Source organism: Pseudooceanicola sp. LIPI14-2-Ac024, assembly GCF_042188925.1.
Lineage (GTDB): Bacteria > Pseudomonadota > Alphaproteobacteria > Rhodobacterales > Rhodobacteraceae > Pseudooceanicola.
This window is the reverse complement of sequence record NZ_CP170102.1, coordinates 207,499-226,230: the sequence shown is the minus strand read 5'-3', so window position 1 is coordinate 226,230 and position 18,732 is coordinate 207,499. Positions and strand designations below refer to the sequence as shown.

The window sequence follows — 18,732 nt, the reverse complement described above, 5'->3', positions numbered from 1 at the left end:
CATGGATTTCGGAACTGAATTTGAAGGCAAGCATGTCATCGTCACCGGCGCGCTCGGCGTCGTCGGGCGGTGGCTGGCCGAAGGCTTCGGCAAGGCGGGGGCAAAGCTCTGCCTGACCGACAGGGACCAGGCGGCGCTCGACGCCTTCGCGGCCGAGGTCGGGGCCGAGGGCAGCTTTGGCCACGCCTGCGACCTGCGCGACGCCGCCGCCATCGACGCGCTGGTGGCCGAGGTCGGCGAACGCTGGGGCGCGGCGGACGTGCTCATCAACAACGCCGGCGTCTACCCCTCGGGCTTCCTGCTCGACACCGATGCCGAGGAATGGGACCGCATCCTCGACATCAACCTGCGCGCCGTGCACCTCATGACCCGGGGCATCGCGACCCAGATGATCCGGGCCGACCGCAAGGGCAGCGTGATCAACATCTCCTCCGGCGCCGCGCGCAAGATGCGCCTGACCGCCGCGCCCTATTCGCTGTCGAAGACCGCGCTCGACCGGCTGACCAAGGGCTACGGGCTGGAACTGTCGCGCTACGGCATCCGGGTGAACGCGCTGGAACCGGGCTTTGCCGCGGGCTCCACCGCCAGCCCCCTGCCCGAGGAGCACGTCAAGCGCGTGACCGCCTCGATGCCGCTCGGCCGGGCGTCGTCGCCCGACGACGTGGTGCCGGCCGCGATGTATCTTGCAAGCACCGCCGCCAGCTTCGTCACCGGCGCGACGCTGACCGTCGACGGCGGCAACTCGATCGGATCGATGGACGTCTACCAGGACAAGAAGGCCCCGCTATGAGCACCCTCGACCTCCCCACCCCCTACCCCTGGCCCGAGGGCAAGACCTCGGCCTTCTGCTTCACCATGGACGTGGACGCGCATTCGCCCTGGATGTGGAACAATCGCCACGATGTGCCGCAGCTGCTGAGCCACCTCGAACAGCGCCACTTCGGCCCCCGCGTCGGCATCCAGCGGATCGCGTCGATCCTGAAGTCGCTCGGCGTCAAGGGCAGCTTCTACGTCCCCGGCGCAGTGGCCGAAGCGCATCCCTGGATGCTGCCCGCGCTGATCGAGGCCGGGCACGAGGTCGGGCTGCACGGCTATTTCCACGAGCTGGTGGCCCAGGTCTCGGACGAGGAGTTTTCCCGCGTCCTGGAATCTTCGCTCGAAATCTTCCGCGCCCAGACCGGCGAGACGCCCAAGGGCTTCCGCTCGCCCGCGTGGGAAATGACGCCGCACATGCTGCGCGAGGTGAAGCGCCTCGGGCTCTACGACAGCTCGCTGATGGGCTTCGACACGCCGCATTCCGTCGACGGCGTGGTCGAGGTTCCGGTCAACTGGGGCACCGATGACGCGATCTTCTTCAAGTTCCTCGGCGGCGGAGATCCGGCGCCGCGCAGCACCGCCGACATCCTTGGCATGTGGTCCGAGGAATTCGAGGCCAGCCACCGCTTCGGCGCGCTCTTCATGCTGACGGTGCACGACTGGATCTCGGGCCGCGGCGCGCGCCCGGTGATGCTCGAAAGCCTGCTGGAACAGGTTCTGTCCAAGGGCGACGTCTGGGTCGCCACCGTGGCCGAGGTCGCCGCCCACCACGCGGCCCAAGCGATGGACCGCAACGCCATCGCCTCGCACGTCCCCGCAACCCTTCTGGAGCACCCGGCATGGACCAGGCAGTGATCGACCGCGCCGGAGAGACCTGGACCGTCAGCAAGAAGCAGGTCGAAAGCGCTCGCGGCGTGATCGCAAGCCAGCATTTCGAGGCCTCAAATGCGGGCGCCCGGGTGCTCGAGGCCGGCGGCAACGCGATGGACGCCGCCGTGGTCGCGGCGCTGGTCCTCTCGGTGGTCGAGCCCTGGCTCAGCGGGGTCGGCGGCGGCGGGCTGATGCTTTGGGCGCCGGGCGACGGCGGCACGATCGACACGCTCGATTTCAACGTCCGCGCCAGCCGCAACATGGACCGCTCGCAGTACCCGCTGGCCGGCGGCCGCGACGGCGACTGGTTCGACTGGCCCTCGGTCGAGGGCGACCGCAACCTGATCGGTTATTCCTCGATCTGCGTCCCCGGCGCGGTGGCGGGCCTTGCCGCGGCGCTCGAAAAGCACGGAACGATCTCCTGGGCCGATGCGCTGGCCCCGGCCATCGAGATCGCCGAACGCGGGATGCGGATCGACTGGTTCACCTCGCTCTGCCTCGCCGTCGACACGCAGGGCCTCGCGCGCTTTCCCGAAAGCGCCGCGCTCTTCCTCGACAACGGCCGCCCGCGCCGGGTGCCGAACGGCAAGCAGGTCGATTACCTGCCGATGACGGCCAAGGCCGCGATGCTGCGGCGGCTGGCGACGGCGGGCGCGCGCGACTTCTACGAGGGCGGGGTGGCGCAGAGCCTCGTCGCCGACCTGCAGGACGGCGGATCGGTGATCGACGCCACCGACCTCGCCAGCTTCCAGCCCCGCTGGGCCGAGGCCCGGACCGGGCGCTACCGCGACATGGACGTTGCCGTGGTCCCCGGCCTCTGCGGCGGGCCGAGCCTGCTGGAAACCCTCACCCGGATCGAGGCCGAGCTGACGCCCGCCGCCTCCGACGCCGAGGCCGCGGCGATCTACGCCCGTGCCATCCGCACCACCTACGAGGACCGGCTCAAGACCATGGGCCACGCGGGCGCGCAGGGCGACTGCACCAGCCACGTCTCGGTCGTGGATGCGGCAGGCAACATGGTCGCGCTCACCAACACCCTGCTGTCGCGCTTCGGCTCCAAGGTCACGCTGCCGGGCACCGGCATCCTGATGAACAACGGCATGATGTGGTTCGACCCGCGCGAGGGCCAGCCGAACGGCATCGCCCCCGCGGCCCGGCCGCTGGCGAACATGAGCCCCGCGATCCTCAGCCGTGCGGGCCGTCCCGCGCTCGCCATCGGCGCGGCCGGCGGGCGGCAGATCTTCCCCTGCATCGCGCAGGTGATCTCCTACGTGCTCGACCGCGGCATGTCGCTGGAAGAGGCGTTCCACGCCCCCCGCATCGACGGCTCGGGCCCGACCATCGTGGTCGACCAGGCCGCCGCGCCCGACGTGGCCGCCGCCGTCAGCCAGCACTACCCGGTCGAGATCCGCGCCAATTCCCTGCACCCCGTGCTCTTTGCCATCCCCTCTGCGGTCAGCCGCAGCGACGGGATGAACGCGGGCATGGCGCACCCGGTGAACCCCTGGACCGCCTGCGCGGCGGAAGGCGGCGGCAATGGCTGAGGCGCAGACGCTCGAGATCCGCGACCTCTCGATCGGGGTCGGTGAGCATTCCGTCGTCGACGGCGTCGATTTCTCCATCGGCAAGGGCGAGATCGTGGCGCTGGTCGGCGAAAGCGGTTCCGGCAAGAGCCTGACGGCGCTGTCGATCATGGGCCTGCTCTCGGGCGCGGTGCACCAGACCGGCGGCACGGCGATGCTAGACGGCACGCCGCTTGCCCTCACCGACGACGCGGCAATGCAGCGGCTGCGCGGCACGGCGCTGTCGATGATCTTCCAGGAACCCGTCGCCTCGCTCAACCCGCTGCTCAGCGTCGGGGCGCAGGTGGCCGAAAGCCTGATCGTGCACGGCCGCGCAACCAAGGCCCAGGCCTGGGACCGCGCGGTCGAGATGCTGCGCGACGTCGGCATCCCCGCGCCCGAACAGCGCGCCCGCCAGCTGCCGTCCGAGCTGTCGGGCGGCATGTGCCAGCGTGTCATGATCGCCTCGGCCCTGATCGCAGAGCCGCGCCTGCTGATCGCGGACGAGCCGACCACCGCGCTCGACGTGACGATCCAGGCGCAGATCCTGCACCTCGTCCGGCGGCTCAGGGACGAAACGCAGACCTCGGTCCTCATCATCACCCACGACATGGGCGTCGTCGCCTCGGTCGCCGACCGGGTCTGCGTGATGTACGGCGGCCGGATCGTCGAACAGGCCGAGGTGCACGAACTTTTCGCCGCGCCCCGGCACCCCTACACCAAGCTGCTGCTGGCCACGATCCCGCGGATGACCGGCACACGAAAGACCGAGCTCTTCTCGATCAAGGGCATGGTGCCCGACGTCGCGGCCTGGCCCGAGGGCTGCCGGTTCCGCACCCGCTGCCCGCTGGCCAGCGACGCCTGCGCCACCCGCCCGCCGCTCGACCGCGTGGGCGAGGATCACGTCGCCGCCTGCTGGCATTCCGACCAGGTGGAGGCCCTCGCATGACCGCGCCGCTTCTTTCGGTGAAGGGCCTCAAGGTCCATTTCCCCGTCGCAACCGGCAAGCTCTTTGCCGAGAAACCGGTCGTCCGCGCCGTCGACGGCGTCGATTTCAACCTGAACAAGGGCGAGACGCTGGGCATCGTGGGTGAAAGCGGCTGCGGCAAGTCGACCACCGGCAACGCCATCCTCGGCCTCGCCCCCGTGACCGAGGGCGAGGTGCTGTTCGACGGCCGCAACGTGTCGGCCCTGACCGGCAAGAAACGCCAGGCCCTCTGGCGCGACCTGCAGGTGGTGTTCCAGGACCCGGTCTCGGCGCTGGACCCGAAACGCACCATCGGCCAGTCCATCGCCGAACCGCTGGAAATCCACGGCGTCGCCCGCGCGCAGCGCCGCGCCCGGGTGGACGAACTGATGGAGCTCGTCGGCCTTCGCCCCGGCCAGCGCGACCGTTTCCCGAACGAGCTGTCGGGCGGTCAGCGCCAGCGGGTGGTGATCGCCCGTGCCCTCGCCCTCGAACCCCGCGTGGTGATCTGCGACGAGGCGGTCTCGGCCCTCGATGTCTCGATCCAGAGCCAGGTGCTGAACCTGCTCCTGCGGCTGCAGCGCGACCTCGGGCTGTCGTATCTCTTCATCAGCCACGACCTCAGCGTGGTGCGCCATATCGCCGACCGGATCGCGGTCATGTACCTCGGCACCGTGGTCGAGGAGGCGCCGACCGACGCGCTCTTCGCCCGCCCCCTGCATCCCTACACCGAGGCGCTGCTTGCCGCCGTGCCCCTGCCCGACCCGCTGGCCGAACGCGCCAAGACCGGGCGGCCGCTGCAGGGCGACGTGCCGAACCCGATGGACATGCCGCCGGGCTGTCCCTTCACCGCGCGCTGCCCGCTGCGCGAGGATGGCTGCAGCACGCTCCGTCCCGCCCCGGTCGAGGTCGCGCCGGGCCACCGGCTGGCCTGCCACGTCCGGCAGCGCGAAATCACGGGCGCTTCGGCGCTCGATACCCTAGCATCGGCAGCAGCGCTGCCCGAATAGCCCGAACGCAAGGATCCGCCCCATGACCGTCATCCCCGCCATTGAAGAGTTTGCCGAAGACCTCACCGAGATCCGGCACGACCTGCACGCCCACCCCGAGCTGGGCTTCGAGGAAACCCGCACCGCCGGCATCGTGGCCGAGAAGCTGCGCGCCTATGGCCTCGACGAGGTGCACGAGGGCATCGGCGGCACCGGCGTGGTCGGCGTGCTCAAGGGCAAGGGCGGCGGCAACCGCGCCATCGGCCTGCGCGCCGACATGGACGCCCTGCCGATCACCGAGGCGGCGGATGTGCCCTATGCCTCGACCAACGCCGGCAAGATGCACGCCTGCGGCCACGACGGGCACACGACCATGCTCCTTGGCGCCGCGCGCTACCTGGCCGGGACGCGCAATTTCGACGGCACCGTCGTCTTCATCTTTCAGCCGGCCGAGGAAGGCCTGGGCGGCGCCCGCCGGATGATCGCCGAAGGCCTTTTCGACCGCTTCCCCTGCAACGAGCTCTACGGGATGCACAACGACCCGAACTCGGAACCCGGCAAGGTCACCGTCACCCCGGGGCCCGCGATGGCCGGGGCCAGCTTCTTCGACATCACCATCAAGGGCACCGGCAGCCACGCGGCGATGCCGCACCAGTCGCGCGACCCGATCGTGATCGGTGCCCAGCTGGTGCAGCAGCTGCAGACCGTGGTCAGCCGCAACACCCCGCCACTGAAACCCGTCGTGCTGTCGATCACCACCTTCAACGCCGGGTCGGCCTACAACGTGGTGCCGGACCGCACCGTCATCACCGGCACGATCCGCTATTTCCACGACGACGTCATCGCCCTGGCCGAGGCCCGGATGCGCGAACTCTGCGCCGGCATCGCCCAAGGCTTCGGGGTCGAGATCGAGGTCGACCTGCGCAACGTCTTCGACGTGCTGCAGAACGACCGCGACCTTTCCGCCGCCTACATCGACGCCGCGGCCGAGATCGTGGGCGCGGACAGCACCACGCTCGGCGGCGATCCGGCCACCGGGTCCGAGGATTTCGCCGACATGCTCAAGATCGTGCCCGGCGCCTACTGCCGGGTCGGCCATGCCGGCAACGTCCCGCTGCACAATCCGGGCTTCGTGCTCGACGACGCGATCCTGCCGGTCGGCGCCTCGATCTACGCCCGGATCGTCGAGACGCGGCTCGAGGTGAAATGACACGTCGGGCCGCACCGACGAAAATACCGACGTGATACCGACGCAATACCGACGTGATACCGACGTCGGATCCGGGGTTTTCGGCGGATGCGGGGCTGCCCCTTGCATCCTCCAGCGCGCCGGGGCCTTCTGACCGCATGACCGATCCTGAGGCCCCGATGACCGCCCCCCTCCGCCCTGCCCGGCCCGCCGATGCCGACGCCGTCACCCGCATCGTCCGCGCCGCCTACGCCCCCTACATCCCCCGCATCGGCCGCGAGCCCGGCCCGATGGGCGACGACTACGCCGCCCGGATCGCCGCCGGCCAGGTGCAGGTGCTGGACGATCCCGCGCTCGGCGTCTGCGGGGTTCTCGTGCTCGAACCGCAGGCGGATGCCATGCTCCTCGACAACATCGCCCTGGCCCCCGAGGCGCAGGGCAAGGGCCACGGCAAGCGCCTGATGGCCGCCGCCGAGGCCGCCGCCCGCGCCGCCGGTTTCGATCGCATCCGGCTCTACACCCACGAAAAGATGTTTGAAAACATCGCCCTATACGCGGCCCTCGGCTATGCCGAAACCGGCCGCGTGCAGGAAAAGGGGTTCGACCGGGTCTACATGGAAAAGCCGCTCGGCTGACCTATTCGGCCAGCTCCGGCACGCCGAAGCCCGCCTCCAGCGCCTCGGCGGCGTCAAGGCAGATGTCCTCGCGCCAGGGCGCGGTGACGACATGCACGCCCGAGGGCACGCCACCCTCCACCCCCGAGACGACCGAGGCGCCCGGCAGCCCCAGCAGCGGGATCGCGATCTGCGGCAGCTGCGCCGCCCAGATCCGGTCGAGCGCCGCGGGACCGTCAAGATCCTCGTCCCGCTTGAACGGCAGCTCGGCCGAGTTCGGCATCAGCACCACCGGGTAGTCGGCGAGGAAGGCCCGCCAGGCCCGAACCAGCGTGGCACGCCGGACGAAGATCTCGCTGAACCGTTCCACGTCGATCCCCGGCGCCCGGTCCCGGAACCGCCCCAGGCAGGCCAGCGCCCCCGGATCGCCCTCGGCCTCGGCGGCGGCGACCTTGGCAGCGTATCCGTCCGAGAGCCAGAGGTCGGTCTGCAGGTCCACCGCCTCGCGCATCTCGGGGACGGCGGCGGGGGTTTCGACCTCCCACCCGGCCCGGCGCAGGATCGCCGCCGCGCGGTCGAGGTCGGCCAGGATGCGGGGATCGGTCTGCATACCGCCCGGATGCGTCACCAGGGCCGCCCGGCGCAGGTAGGGCGCTCCGCGCAGCGGCACGGGCGCGCTCATCACGTCGTCGGGGTCGTAGCCCGACATCACCTCGAGCGCGAGGCGCAGGTCATCCACGCGGCGCGCCAGCGGGCCCGAGACCGCCATCATCTGCCCACCGATCGGCCGGTCCCCGCCCGAGTTGTTGAAGGCCGGCACCCGCCCCACCGTGGGCCGGATCCCCTGCACCCCGCAGGCATAGGCCGGGTAGCGGATCGACCCGGCGATGTCGGTGCCATGCGCGATGTGGCCCAGCCCGGCCGCCGCCGCCGCCCCGGCCCCGCCCGATGAGCCGCCGGGCGTCAGCGCCGGGTTGCGCGGGTTCAGCGTGGTGCCGTGCAGCTGGTTCGAGGTGAACCAGCGATAGGAAAACGCCGGCGTGTTGGTCCGCCCGACGACCACTGCGCCCTCGGCCCGCATCCGGCCCAGGAAGGGGCTGTCGGCGGTCGCGACCGCATCCCGCAGGAGCGTCACGCCATTGGTCGTCGCGTATCCTCTCTGGTCCGCGATCACCTTGATCGTCACCGGCACGCCCGCCAGCCGCCCCACCGGGTCCCCTGCGGCGATGCGGCGGTCGACGGCGGCGGCATCGGCCAGCGCCTCCTCCGCGCAGTCCTGCACGATGGCGTTGATCGCGGGGTTGATCCGCGCGACCCGGTCCAGGGTCTCCCGCGTGACCTCCTGCGCCGTGACCTTTGCGCGGCGGATGCGGTCGGCCAGGGCACGGGCGGACAGGCTGTTGGGATCGATGGTCATGCGGGCGTCTCCTCGGGGTGTTCACCCAGCCATAGCAGCCGGGATTGCCGCGTGGAAACAGGCAGATGCAGGGATCAGCGCAGGAAGGCCCTGAACCGTTTCAGCGCCAGCCAGAACAGCACGATCCCGATCACGAGCAGCGCCAGCACGTTCGGCCAGATCACCGCCAGCCCGGCGCCGCGAAACAGGATCGCCTGGGCGATGATGATGAAATGCGTGTTCGGCGCGGCCAGCATGATGGTCTGGATGATCTCGGGCATGCTCTCGCGCGGGGTCATCCCGCCCGAGAGCACCATCAGCGGCATCAGCACCAGCATCAGAAGCAGCCCGAACTGCGGCATCGTCCCCGCCATGGTCGCGATGAAGATGCCAAGCGCGGTCGAGGCAAAGAGCATCAGCACCGCGCCGAGGAAGAAGAGCAACAGCGAGCCCGCCACCGGCACCCCCAGCAGCAGCTCGACGACAAAGACGATGCCGAACATCGAGGCCACCAGCACCACCAGGCCCATCGACCAGATCTTGGACAGCATGATCTCTTCCGCCGTCACCGGCATGACCAGCAGGTGCTCGACGGTGCCGTGTTCCTTTTCCCGGATCAGCGCCGCGCCTGTCAGGATGATCGCGAGCATGGTGATCGAGTTCATCACGCTGTTGATCGCGCCAAACCAGCTGGCGTCGAGCTCGGGGTTGTAGCGGGCGCGCAGGACCAGATCGACGGTCGGGTCGCTGTCGGAGCGGTAGCCGTTCAGGTATTCCGTCACCTCGCCCGACACGATCTGCTGGATGTAGCCCGCGCCGGTGAAGGCCTGGCTCATCCGGGTGGCATCGACGTTCAGCTGGATGTCGGGCACCCGCCCCGCCATCACGTCGCGGGTGAAGCCCGAGGGGATGTTCAGCGCAAAGGTATCGAGCCCCGCGTCCATCCGCGCGTCCATCTCGGAGATGGTGATCAGCTGGGGCGGAATGAAATAGGGTTGATAGAAGGCGTCGTTGATCCGCTGGGACAGCATCGTCCGGTCCTCGTCCACAATCGAGATCGCGGCGTTCGACAGGCCGTCGGGCAGCGAATTGGCCATCGCCCAGATCGCCAGCGTGAAGGAATAGACGATCAGCACCAGCATGATCGGATCGCGCATCAGCCCGCGCAGTTCCTTGATCCCGAGGTGGTAGACCGTCTTGGCGTTCATGGCCTACTTCTCCTGCTTTCGCAGCGCGAGCGCGGCGACCGCCAGGATCACCGGCACGATGACGGCGAGCGCGATCATCGATGTGCCGAGGTCGCCGAACCCCAGCCCCTTGGAGAACGCCCCGCGCGAGACGGTGATGAAGTAGGTGGTGGGATAGATCTCTCCTATGACCCGGCCAAAGCCCTGCAGCGACGACACCGGGTCGATCATGCCGGAATACTGCGCCGCCGGGATCATCGTGATCAGCGCGGTGGCAAAGAGCGCCGCGACCTGGCTGGCGATGAAGCTCGAGATCAAGAGCCCTAGCGATGTCGCCGCCATCACGTAGAGCACGCCGGCCAGCGAATATGCCAAGAGGCTGCCGGTGAAGGGCACGCGCAGGATGAAGATCGCGAAGAGCGTCATCATGGCGAGGTTGAACATCGCCAGCACCACGTAGGGAATCTGCTTGCCCAGCAGAAATTCCATCCGGGTGACGGGGGTGACGTAGAAGTTGACGATCGACCCCAGCTCTTTTTCCCGCACCACGCTGAGGGTGGTCAGCATCGCCGGGATCATCATCAGGAGCATCGGGATCACCGCCGGGGCCATGGCGATGATGCTTTCGACCAGCGGGTTGTAGCGGTAGCGCGTGACCAGGTCGAAGGTGCCCGCCACCGCCGCGTCGCCGTAGGTGTCTCTTGCCGCGCGGGTCAGCCAGTCGGCGTGCATCCCCTGCACGTAGCCGCTGACCGTCGAGGCGCGCGAGGGGTTGGCCCCGTCGATCCAGGCGCCGATCTGCACGCCGTTGCCGCTGGCCACGTCGCGGCCAAAGCCCGGCGGGATCTCGATGGCGAGGCTCAGGTCCCCGGTCTTCATCCGGGCGTCCATCTCGTCGTAATCGGCAAGCGGCGGCTGTTCGATGAAGTAGCGCGAGCCGGAGATGTCCGAGATGTAGCTGCGGCTTTCGATCGTGTCGTCGCGGTCGAGCACGGCAAAGGACAGGTCCTCGACATCCATGTTGATGCCGTAGGCGATGACGAACATCAGGATCAGGCTGCCGAGCAGCGCCATGGTCAGGCGGATCGGATCGCGTTCCAGCTGCAACGCCTCGAGCCGGGTGTAGCTGAGCATCCGGCGCAGGCTGAACCCCTGCCGGGGGGCGGCGGCCTCGGGTGCGGGCGCCGGATCGGCGGGCGCGGTCGCCTCGGGCGTGCCGGTGTCGCCGATGGCTTCCTCAAGGTAGGCGATGAAGGCGTCCTCGAGCGTCGCGGCGCCCTTCTGCCGCGTGATCTCGGCCGCGGTGTCGCTGACCAGCACCTTGCCCGCATGCATGAGCGAGATGCGGTCGCAGAGCTCGGCCTCGTTCATGAAATGTGTCGAGACGAAGATCGTCACCGCGTCGCGCCGGGACAGGTCGGCCAGGATCTCCCAGAACCCGTCGCGCGCCACCGGGTCCACGCCCGAGGTCGGTTCGTCCAGGATCAGGATCTCGGGCCCGTGGATCATCGCCACCGCCAGCGACAGGCGCTGCCGGATCCCCAGCGGCAGGGCATCGGGCAGCTTGTCCATCACCTCGGTCAGGTCGAAACGCTCGGCCATCTCGCGCTTGCGCGGCGGGATCTCCTCGGGCGCCATGCCGAAGAGACGGCCGTGCAGGTCGAGGTTCTGTTCCACCGTCAACTCGGAATAGAGCGAGAACGCCTGGCTCATGAAGCCCACCCGGCGGCGGGTGTCCATGTCGCGGGCGTCGACTTCGGCCCCGAAAAGCCGCGCGGTGCCCTCGGTCGGTTCCAACAGCCCCGTCAGCATCTTCATCGTGGTCGTCTTGCCGCAGCCGTTCGAGCCGAGGAAGCCGAAGATCTCGCCCCGGTGGATGCGGAAACTGACGTCGTTCACAGCGGTGAAATCGCCAAAGCGCATGGTCAGGTGCTCGGCCTCGATGGCGACATCCTGCGCCGCCGTCTCGTCCCGTGGCGGGATCACCACGCGGCTGTGGCCCTGCTTGGCCGCGTCGGGCAGCAGCGCGATGAAGGCCTCGTCGAGGTTGGGCGCCCCGGTGCGCGCCAGGATCTCGGCCGGCGTACCGGTGGCCAGCACCTGGCCCGCGTTCATCGCCACCAGCCAGTCGAAGCGGGCGGCCTCCTCCATGTAGGCGGTGGCGGTGATGACGCTCATGCCGGGGCGGTCGGCGCGGATCGCCTCGATCAGTTCCCAGAACTGGCGGCGGGACAGCGGGTCGACGCCGGTGGTCGGCTCGTCGAGGATCAGGAAATCGGGATCGTGGATCAGCGCGCAGCAGAGGCCCAGCTTTTGCTTCATCCCGCCAGACAGCTTGGCGGCGGGCCGGTCGCGGAAGGCCGACATGCCGGTCGAGGCCAGCAGCTCGCTGATCCGCCTCTCGCGTTCGGCTTGGTCATGGCCGAAGAGGCGGCCGAAGAAATCCGCGTTCTCGAAGACCGACAGCGTCGGGTAGAGGTTCTTGCCCAGCCCCTGCGGCATGTAGGCGATGCGCGGGCAGACGGCGTTGCGGTGGCCCGCGTCGCGCATGTCGCCCTCAAGAACCCGCACCGTGCCGTCCTGGATCACCCGCGCCCCGGACAGGAGCGACAGCAGGCTCGACTTGCCCACGCCGTCCGGCCCGATCAGCCCCACCATCTGCCCCGCCGGGATGTCGAGCGTCACGCCGTCGAGCGCCAGCACCTTGCCATAGCGCTGCGACAGGTCGGCGACCGAGGCGACAGGCGCCGCGGGTGTCATTCGACCACGTTGTCCAGGAAGGACGGCCACTCGGCCTCGGGATCGATCTTGACATAGGCGTCACCGGGCAGGCCGGTCTTGACGTACTGGATGTATTTCTCAAGCAGCTCGGCACTGACCCGGGCGCGGACGCGGAACATCAGCTTTTCGCGTTCGTCCGGGGCCTCGACCGTCTTGGGGGTGAACTGCGCCACGTCCGCGACGAACGAGATCTCGGCCGGCAGGACAAAGGCCGGCGCGGCGTCGAGGACCAGCCGCGCCTCGGACCCCACGGCCAGGCGCCCGGCCTCGGCCGTCGGCAGGAAAAAGGTCATGTACACATCGGCCAGGTCCACGAGGCTGAGGATGCGTGACCCGGCGCCCACCACCTCTCCGTCGCGGGCGACGAGGAACTGCACCCGTCCGTCGCGCGGCGAGGTCAGCGTGCTGTCGGCGATCTGGGTGGCGATGTAGTCGACCTGCGCGCGCGCGGATTCGACCGCCGCGGTGGCGTCGATCACCTGCGCCTTGGCACTGCCGACCCCTGCCTCGGCCGCGGCGAGCGAGGCCTGCGCCGCGGTGACACCCGCCTGCGCCTCGCGGTTGGTGGCGATGTCGGCGTCCAGCACCTGCTGCGAGATGGTGTTGCTGGCGGCCAGGCTTTCGCTGCGCGCCACCTGCGAGGCGGCCGCATCGGCCCCGGCCTGCGCCTGCTCGACCGCCGCCTCGGCCGAAGCTTTCTGCGCCTCGGCCTGCGCGACCAGGCTGTCCGCAGTCGAGATGCCGACCTGCGCGCGCGCCAGTGCCGCCTCGGCCTGCTTCTTCTGCGAGGCGAGCAGCGTCGTGTCCATCTGCACCAGCGGGTCGCCGGCGGTGACAAAGGCGCCCTCGACCGCCAGGATCTCCTGTATCCGGCCCCCCGACAGCGCGGCGATGTCGATCTCGGTCGCTTCGATCCGGCCGTTGCCGCTGGCGATGCCATCCGGCAGGCCCGGGTTCGACAACCTGTTCCACAGGATCAGCAGGGCGATGGCCGCCACCACCACGACACCGATCACGATCCATCGACGGTTAGACTGGGCCATCAATCACTTTCTTCAATGTCTGCAAGGCTGTGGCAGCCGCAAGAATCCCACAACCAAAAGCTGCAACAGGGTTTGCGCTACGTCAACATCGCTGCGCGATGCGATGGCGGCGCACCACGAAAAGGCCGCCGCGCGGGGTCATTCGCGCGGCGGCCAAGGTGATGGGGCATGTCGGTCCCGTGTCAGGCCGGGGTGCAGGTCATCTCCTGCCCGTCCGGGTCGGGCGTGCGGAACGTCAGCTCTCCCTGGTGTTCCCAGATGTACCCGCCGAAGTCGGTGTCGTAGCGCGCGCCGGAGCCGGTCGGCGACAGCGTGCCGGTCAGGATCGAGTCGCCGTACTCGATGCGCACGCTCGGCAGCGTGGTGTCGTAGTAGTAGGTCGTGATCTCGGCATTGGTGTCGCAGGTCCAGGTCACGACGTTGGTCGGTTCCTTCAGCATGAACTGGGTGACCAGCTCGGCCTCGCGGCGTTCATAGGAGAACTGGATGCAGGCGCGCGGATCGTCGGCCTTCCAGCAGTCGTCGCGTCCGCCGATCCAGCCGCGCTGGAACGCCTTGAGGTCGGCCTCGGCCTTGTCCGCCCCGGCATCGAGGCCGCGCGCCACGTCGAGCGCGGCCTGGTAGCGCGTCGCCACGACCTGGTCGAGCGCGGCGAGGCCCGCATCCTCGCAGACCATCTTTTCGGCAGAGCTCTCGGCCCGGGCGCAGTCGAAGGACGGGCCGTCCTGTGCCAGAAGGGCGCCGCCCGAGGCCAGCGTGGCAACGGCGGCAAGTGCAATGGTCCTGGTCATCTGAAAATATCCTCTCCCGAACGCGGCCAGGCGGGCCGCCCCGGTCAGGATGCGCGGATCGGTGGCGCCCGCGCAACCCACAAGCGCATGACAGCGCGCGGGGATCAGTCGAGGAACCGGAACCGCGTGCCGCAGATCACCGCGCCGGACCCGCTGCGCAGGCCCGCTGCCGCGGCGCGGGCACGGGCCGCCGCCGGGTCGCGCATCCTGAGGTCGAGCGCCGACAGACCGGGCCCGCGACCATCGCGATCCTCGACGAACCGCAGCCGCGCGTCGGCCAGCGCGATCTCGGGGCTGGCGCGGGGGCCGTCGACCGGCAGGCCCAGCACCGCGCCCCAGAGCTCGGCCAAGGCCGACGGGTCGTCCGACTGCAAATCCACCGCCGCGATCGAGGCACCGGTGCCGCCACCGTCGCGCCAGTCCAGCCCGCCCGCCGGCATCCAGTTGCCGGTCGGATCGTCCTGCGCGTCCCAGTCGACCTCGAGGAACGCGGCCTTCAGGTCGCCGGGATGCAGCTGCAGGATGTTCCAGTCGCCGCGGTCCGAGAAATACGCCTCGCGCACGTCGGCGTCGGCGGCGTTCTCGCGCAGTTCGTCCTGCACCGCGCGCGACGAGGCCTGGCAGATCACCATGTAGCCGCCGTCCCCGCCCCGCCGGTCGAGGTAGCGACCGGCGGCGGTGTTGTCCCGGATCGGCGCGACCACCTCGAGGAACTGGGTGCCAACGGTCAGCAGGGTGTTCTCCAGCCCGTACTTGCCGACCGCCGGGTCCACGTGGGCCACCGGCAGGTCGAGCACGGCGCGCAGGTCAGCGATCGCGGGCGCGAGGTCCCGCGCGACGAGGCAGATCTGGCGCAGGTGGATGGTCATGGTGCCTTTCGCTCAGCGGTTCTTCCACTGCGGCGCGCGCTTCTCGACGAAGGCGGTGACCCCTTCCTTGAAGTCCTCGGTGTCGCGCAGCGCCGTCATCACCTCGCGAGAATACTGCAGCGAGGTCTTCAGGTCATCCATCTCGTCCATCTTGTTGAGAACGCGCTTGGTCGCCTTGACCGACGAGGGCGAGACGCTGGCGATTTCCCTGGCCTTGGCCATCGCCGCATCCATCAGCTCGCCCGGCGCGTGGACGGCGTTGACAAAACCCAGCTCGCGGCCTTCGGCCGCGCTCACGCTGCGGCCGGTCAGCATCATCTCGACGGCGGGCTTGCGGCCGATCTGGCGCGACAGGCGCTGCACGCCCCCGGCGGCGGCGAAGAGCCCGACCTTGACCTCGGGCAGCGCGAACTTGGCGGTGTCGGCGGCCAGGATCACGTCGCAGGCCAGCGCGGTCTCGAACCCGCCGCCCATGGCAAACCCGTTCACGGCGGCAACCAGCGGCTTTTCCAGGTCGTAGCGCATCGACAGCCCGGCAAAGCCCGACGGCGGCGGCGTGCCCTTGCCGCCCTGGGCGGTGTACTTGAGGTCGTTGCCGGCCGAGAACGCCTTGTCCCCCGCGCCGGTCAGCACCGCGACCCAGAGGTCCTCGTCGGCGGCGAAATCATCCCAGACCTGCGCCAGTTCGTTGTGGGCGGGCGCGTGCAGCGCGTTGTAGACCTCGGGGCGGTTGATCGTGACGATCAGGATCGGGCCCTCGCGGTCCACCTTGCAGAATTCATATGCCATGTGCGGGTCTCCTCCCTGCCGACGTTGGATCTCGGCCGGACCGTAGGAGCGCGGATTCGGGCTGGCAATATCGGGTGCGGAAAAGCCACAAGAGTGACTTATCCGTGAAAGAAAGCTCGGATTTTCCACGATTAACAAACCATCGCAGAATGGTTTCGAAATCGTCACCGGATGGGAAACCCCCTGCCCCATTTCAGCCACAATTCGCAGGCCTCCTTGACCTAAGGGTAACAACCAGAGCCAAAGAGGCCAGACATGCCGAAACAACCTGCGCCCAAGCCGCAGCCGCCTAAGGAGACGCCGCAGCAGCCGGCGACGTTCCGGTTCAAGGACTGGGCCGCGATCTGAGGTCCGTGACCCGCGCCACCGTGCGCGCAAAAGAAAAAGCCGCCCGCGGGAGCGGACGGCTTTGCAGGGCTCAGACCCGGTGGGCGGTTCAGCCGACCAGTTCGAGGCCCGAGAAGAAGTAGGCGATTTCCTGTGCCGCGGTTTCCGGCGCGTCGGAGCCGTGGACCGAGTTCTCGCCGACGCTTTCGGCGAATTCGGCGCGGATGGTGCCGGCGGCCGCGTCGGCCGGGTTGGTGGCGCCCATGACTTCGCGGTTCTTCGCGATCGCGCCTTCACCTTCCAGCACCTGCACGACGACCGGCTCGGACGCCATGAACTCGCACAGTTCGCCGTAGAACGGACGCTCGGCGTGCACTTCGTAGAACTTGCCGGCCTGCGCCATGGTCAGCTGGATCCGCTTTTGCGCGACGATGCGGAGGCCCGCCTCTTCGAACTTGGCGTTGATCTTGCCGGTCAGGTTGCGGCGGGTGGCGTCGGGCTTGATGATGGAGAGCGTGCGTTCGATGGCCATGTCGGTCCCTTTTCGTGCATGAGGGAGGCGTCCGCGACGCCCCCGAAAAATCCGCCGCTCGCCTAACACGCGCCCCGGGGTTTGAAAAGCCGTTACCGCCCGGCCTGCGCGGAATGCCCCGCCGGCCTAGCGGGAGCGTCCGGTGAGGTCGTGCCAGGCCAGCACGGCGGCCACGCCGGCGGGCCAGAACGGCTGAAACGGCACGCGGCGGATCGGGGTCACCGGCAGCGGCAGGTCCTCGCCCGCCACCAGCCGCGCCGCCAGCCGGGGCCCGAGCGCCGTGGTCAGCGCCACGCCGCGCCCGTTGAACCCGGCGCAGACCAGCCCCGTTTCGGCGACCTCGTGGACATGCGGATAGTGATCGCCCGTCATCGCGATGCGCCCGTTCCAGCCATGGTCCCAGCCGACCTCGGCCACCCCGGGCCAGAGCGCCTCGGCCAGCCGTGTCAGCCGTTTCGCCGCCCCGGGCCCCGAGGCCGGCGCCTGCGGCCCGCGCCCACCGAAGAGCAGCCGCCCCCCGGCATCGACGCGGTAGTAGGTGGTTTGCAGCCCGGTTTCATAGAGCACCTCGCGCCCGGCGAGGATGCGGGCGCGCAGCGCCTCGGGCAGCGGACGGGTCGCGACGATGGTGCTGAACACCGGCAGGAGCGATCCGCGCAGCCCCGGCACCGTCGCGTCGGAGTAGCCGTTGGTGGCAAAGAGCACCTTGTCCGCCCGCACCGTGCCGTGCGGGGTGGTGAGGCGCCAGTCGCCGTCCCGCACTGCCGCGGTGACGGGCGTGTCACTGAAGACCCGCGCGCCCGCCGCGCTGGCGGCGGCCGCCAGCCCCCGGACATACTTCAACGGGTTCACCTGCCCCGCCACCGGGTCGTAGAGGCCGCCCGCGTAGGCCGGTGTCCCCGCCGCCGCGGCCATGCCGTCGGCATCCATCATCCGCACCGGGATGTTGCGGCGCTCGAACTCTGCCCCCAGCACCTCAAGCTCCCGCATCGCGGCGGGGTCGAGCGCGGCGCGGTAGCCGCCGCCGTTGGCATAGTCGCAATCGATCCCCAGCCGCGCCACAAGCTCCTTCAACCGCGTCGGCGCGGCGTGCGAGAACGTCACCGCCTCGGAGCCGAGATCGCGTTCGACCTGCGACGGCGGCCACTTCAGGCCCGAGTTCACCTGCCCGCCGTTCCGGCCCGACGCCCCCCAGCCGGGCGCGTTCGCCTCGAGCACGCAGCACGACACGCCCCGTTCCGCCAATGCCAGCGCGGTTGACAGGCCCAGGATGCCCCCGCCGACCACGGCGATGTCGACCCTGAGGTCGCCCGCCAGCGCCACCCGTTCGGGCGCGGGATGGGTTTCGGCATAGAGGCTGCGAGGAAAGGCCTGCCCGGCGCGGGTGCGCACCACGTCGAAAATCCTCATGAAACCGATCCTCCAACACCCTGTGACGCTGCCGGAAAACCCTATCCGCGGCCGTCCGGCCAAGGCAAGCGGACCACCCGGACCTGCCGTCCATGGATGGCTGCCATGCAATCACTGCATTCGTTACGGGGTTTTATTATACGCATCCGTATTATATAACTCCGTATCTTATCGAGGACGCCATGAAAGACATCGCCATCCTGCTGCACGAAACCACCGGCCTACTGCGCCGCCGGTTCGAGGCGGCCGCAAAGCCCGAAGGACTGACGCTGCTGCAATGGCGGGCGCTCCGGCTCCTGTCGCTGGACGGGCCGATGCGGCAGGTCGCGCTTGGCGAGGCGCTCGAAGCCTCGCCCATGACGGTGAGCGACCTGGCGGAACGGCTCGAGGGCATGGGCCTCATCTCGCGCGGGCCGGACCCGACGGACAGCCGGGCCAAGTCGCTCGACCTGACCGCGACCGGGCGCGCCAAGGTGGACGCGATGCGCGCCCTGACCGAGGCGATGTTCGCCGAGGTCTTTGCCGGCCTCGCACCGGAAGACATCGATGGGCTGCGCGGCGCCCTGGGCAAGATCAAGGACAACCTGGCGGCGATGTGAC

General features: G+C 69.3%; 17 protein-coding genes. 8 read left to right on the top strand and 9 right to left on the bottom strand.

Features of this window, described 5'->3' with window-relative positions; genetic code table 11:
* Position 1: 1 nt before the first annotated feature.
* The 7 genes from ACE2AC_RS01060 (at position 2) to ACE2AC_RS01030 (ending at position 7,028) form a co-directional block, all read left to right on the top strand.
* Positions 2-790 (top strand): SDR family NAD(P)-dependent oxidoreductase, encoded by a 789-nt coding sequence (locus ACE2AC_RS01060; RefSeq protein ID WP_375690290.1) that lies wholly within the window; start codon positions 2-4, stop codon positions 788-790.
* Positions 787-1,671, top strand: a complete 885-nt coding sequence (locus ACE2AC_RS01055) for a polysaccharide deacetylase family protein (protein WP_375690289.1) — start codon at positions 787-789, stop codon at positions 1,669-1,671. The genes ACE2AC_RS01060 and ACE2AC_RS01055 overlap by 4 nt, the downstream gene beginning before the upstream one ends.
* Positions 1,656-3,230 (top strand): gamma-glutamyltransferase, encoded by a 1,575-nt coding sequence (locus ACE2AC_RS01050; RefSeq protein ID WP_375690288.1) that lies wholly within the window; start codon positions 1,656-1,658, stop codon positions 3,228-3,230. The genes ACE2AC_RS01055 and ACE2AC_RS01050 overlap by 16 nt, the downstream gene beginning before the upstream one ends.
* Positions 3,223-4,197: an ABC transporter ATP-binding protein gene (locus ACE2AC_RS01045; protein WP_375690287.1), complete on the top strand. Its 975-nt coding sequence runs from the start codon at positions 3,223-3,225 to the stop codon at positions 4,195-4,197. The genes ACE2AC_RS01050 and ACE2AC_RS01045 overlap by 8 nt, the downstream gene beginning before the upstream one ends.
* On the top strand, positions 4,194-5,225 hold the full coding sequence (locus ACE2AC_RS01040; protein WP_375690286.1) for an ABC transporter ATP-binding protein: 1,032 nt from the start codon (positions 4,194-4,196) through the stop codon (positions 5,223-5,225). Before ACE2AC_RS01045 ends, ACE2AC_RS01040 begins: the two co-directional genes overlap by 4 nt.
* Before the next feature lie 22 nt (positions 5,226-5,247).
* Positions 5,248-6,414 carry a M20 aminoacylase family protein gene (locus ACE2AC_RS01035; RefSeq protein ID WP_375690285.1) on the top strand — a complete coding sequence of 389 codons (1,167 nt, stop codon included), beginning with the start codon at positions 5,248-5,250 and terminating at the stop codon, positions 6,412-6,414.
* 137 nt (positions 6,415-6,551) lie between these two features.
* The gene (locus ACE2AC_RS01030) at positions 6,552-7,028 is read left to right on the top strand and encodes a GNAT family N-acetyltransferase (RefSeq protein ID WP_375690284.1); all 477 of its coding nucleotides are present in this window, start codon (positions 6,552-6,554) and stop codon (positions 7,026-7,028) included.
* Position 7,029: 1 nt separating this feature from the next.
* Here ACE2AC_RS01030 and ACE2AC_RS01025 read toward each other — a convergent pair whose 3' ends face one another.
* From ACE2AC_RS01025 to ACE2AC_RS00985, 9 genes are all read right to left on the bottom strand, one after another.
* The gene (locus ACE2AC_RS01025) at positions 7,030-8,424 is read right to left on the bottom strand and encodes an amidase family protein (protein ID WP_375690283.1); all 1,395 of its coding nucleotides are present in this window, start codon (positions 8,422-8,424) and stop codon (positions 7,030-7,032) included.
* 74 nt (positions 8,425-8,498) lie between these two features.
* Positions 8,499-9,611: an ABC transporter permease gene (locus ACE2AC_RS01020; RefSeq protein ID WP_375690282.1), complete on the bottom strand. Its 1,113-nt coding sequence runs from the start codon at positions 9,609-9,611 to the stop codon at positions 8,499-8,501.
* 3 nt (positions 9,612-9,614) lie between these two features.
* The gene (gene rbbA, locus ACE2AC_RS01015) at positions 9,615-12,350 is read right to left on the bottom strand and encodes a ribosome-associated ATPase/putative transporter RbbA (protein WP_375690281.1); all 2,736 of its coding nucleotides are present in this window, start codon (positions 12,348-12,350) and stop codon (positions 9,615-9,617) included.
* Positions 12,347-13,414, bottom strand: a complete 1,068-nt coding sequence (locus ACE2AC_RS01010; RefSeq protein ID WP_375690280.1) for an HlyD family secretion protein — start codon at positions 13,412-13,414, stop codon at positions 12,347-12,349. The genes rbbA and ACE2AC_RS01010 overlap by 4 nt, the downstream gene beginning before the upstream one ends.
* Before the next feature lie 182 nt (positions 13,415-13,596).
* Complete coding sequence (locus tag ACE2AC_RS01005) at positions 13,597-14,205, bottom strand: MliC family protein (RefSeq protein WP_375690279.1); 609 nt, start codon at positions 14,203-14,205, stop codon at positions 13,597-13,599.
* A 104-nt stretch (positions 14,206-14,309) separates the two neighbouring features.
* Positions 14,310-15,074: a VOC family protein gene (locus ACE2AC_RS01000; protein ID WP_375690278.1), complete on the bottom strand. Its 765-nt coding sequence runs from the start codon at positions 15,072-15,074 to the stop codon at positions 14,310-14,312.
* A 12-nt stretch (positions 15,075-15,086) separates the two neighbouring features.
* Entirely contained in the window at positions 15,087-15,863 is a 777-nt protein-coding gene (locus ACE2AC_RS00995; protein ID WP_375690277.1) for an enoyl-CoA hydratase-related protein, read from the bottom strand.
* Positions 15,864-16,299: 436 nt separating this feature from the next.
* Positions 16,300-16,722, bottom strand: coding sequence for a nucleoside-diphosphate kinase (ndk, locus tag ACE2AC_RS00990; protein ID WP_375690276.1), 423 nt, complete (start codon positions 16,720-16,722; stop codon positions 16,300-16,302).
* Positions 16,723-16,848: 126 nt separating this feature from the next.
* Positions 16,849-18,132: an NAD(P)/FAD-dependent oxidoreductase gene (locus tag ACE2AC_RS00985; RefSeq protein ID WP_375690275.1), complete on the bottom strand. Its 1,284-nt coding sequence runs from the start codon at positions 18,130-18,132 to the stop codon at positions 16,849-16,851.
* 182 nt (positions 18,133-18,314) lie between these two features.
* On the opposite strand from ACE2AC_RS00985, the gene ACE2AC_RS00980 reads away from it, so the two are divergent.
* Positions 18,315-18,731 (top strand): MarR family winged helix-turn-helix transcriptional regulator, encoded by a 417-nt coding sequence (locus tag ACE2AC_RS00980; protein ID WP_375690274.1) that lies wholly within the window; start codon positions 18,315-18,317, stop codon positions 18,729-18,731.
* Position 18,732: the final 1 nt, after the last annotated feature.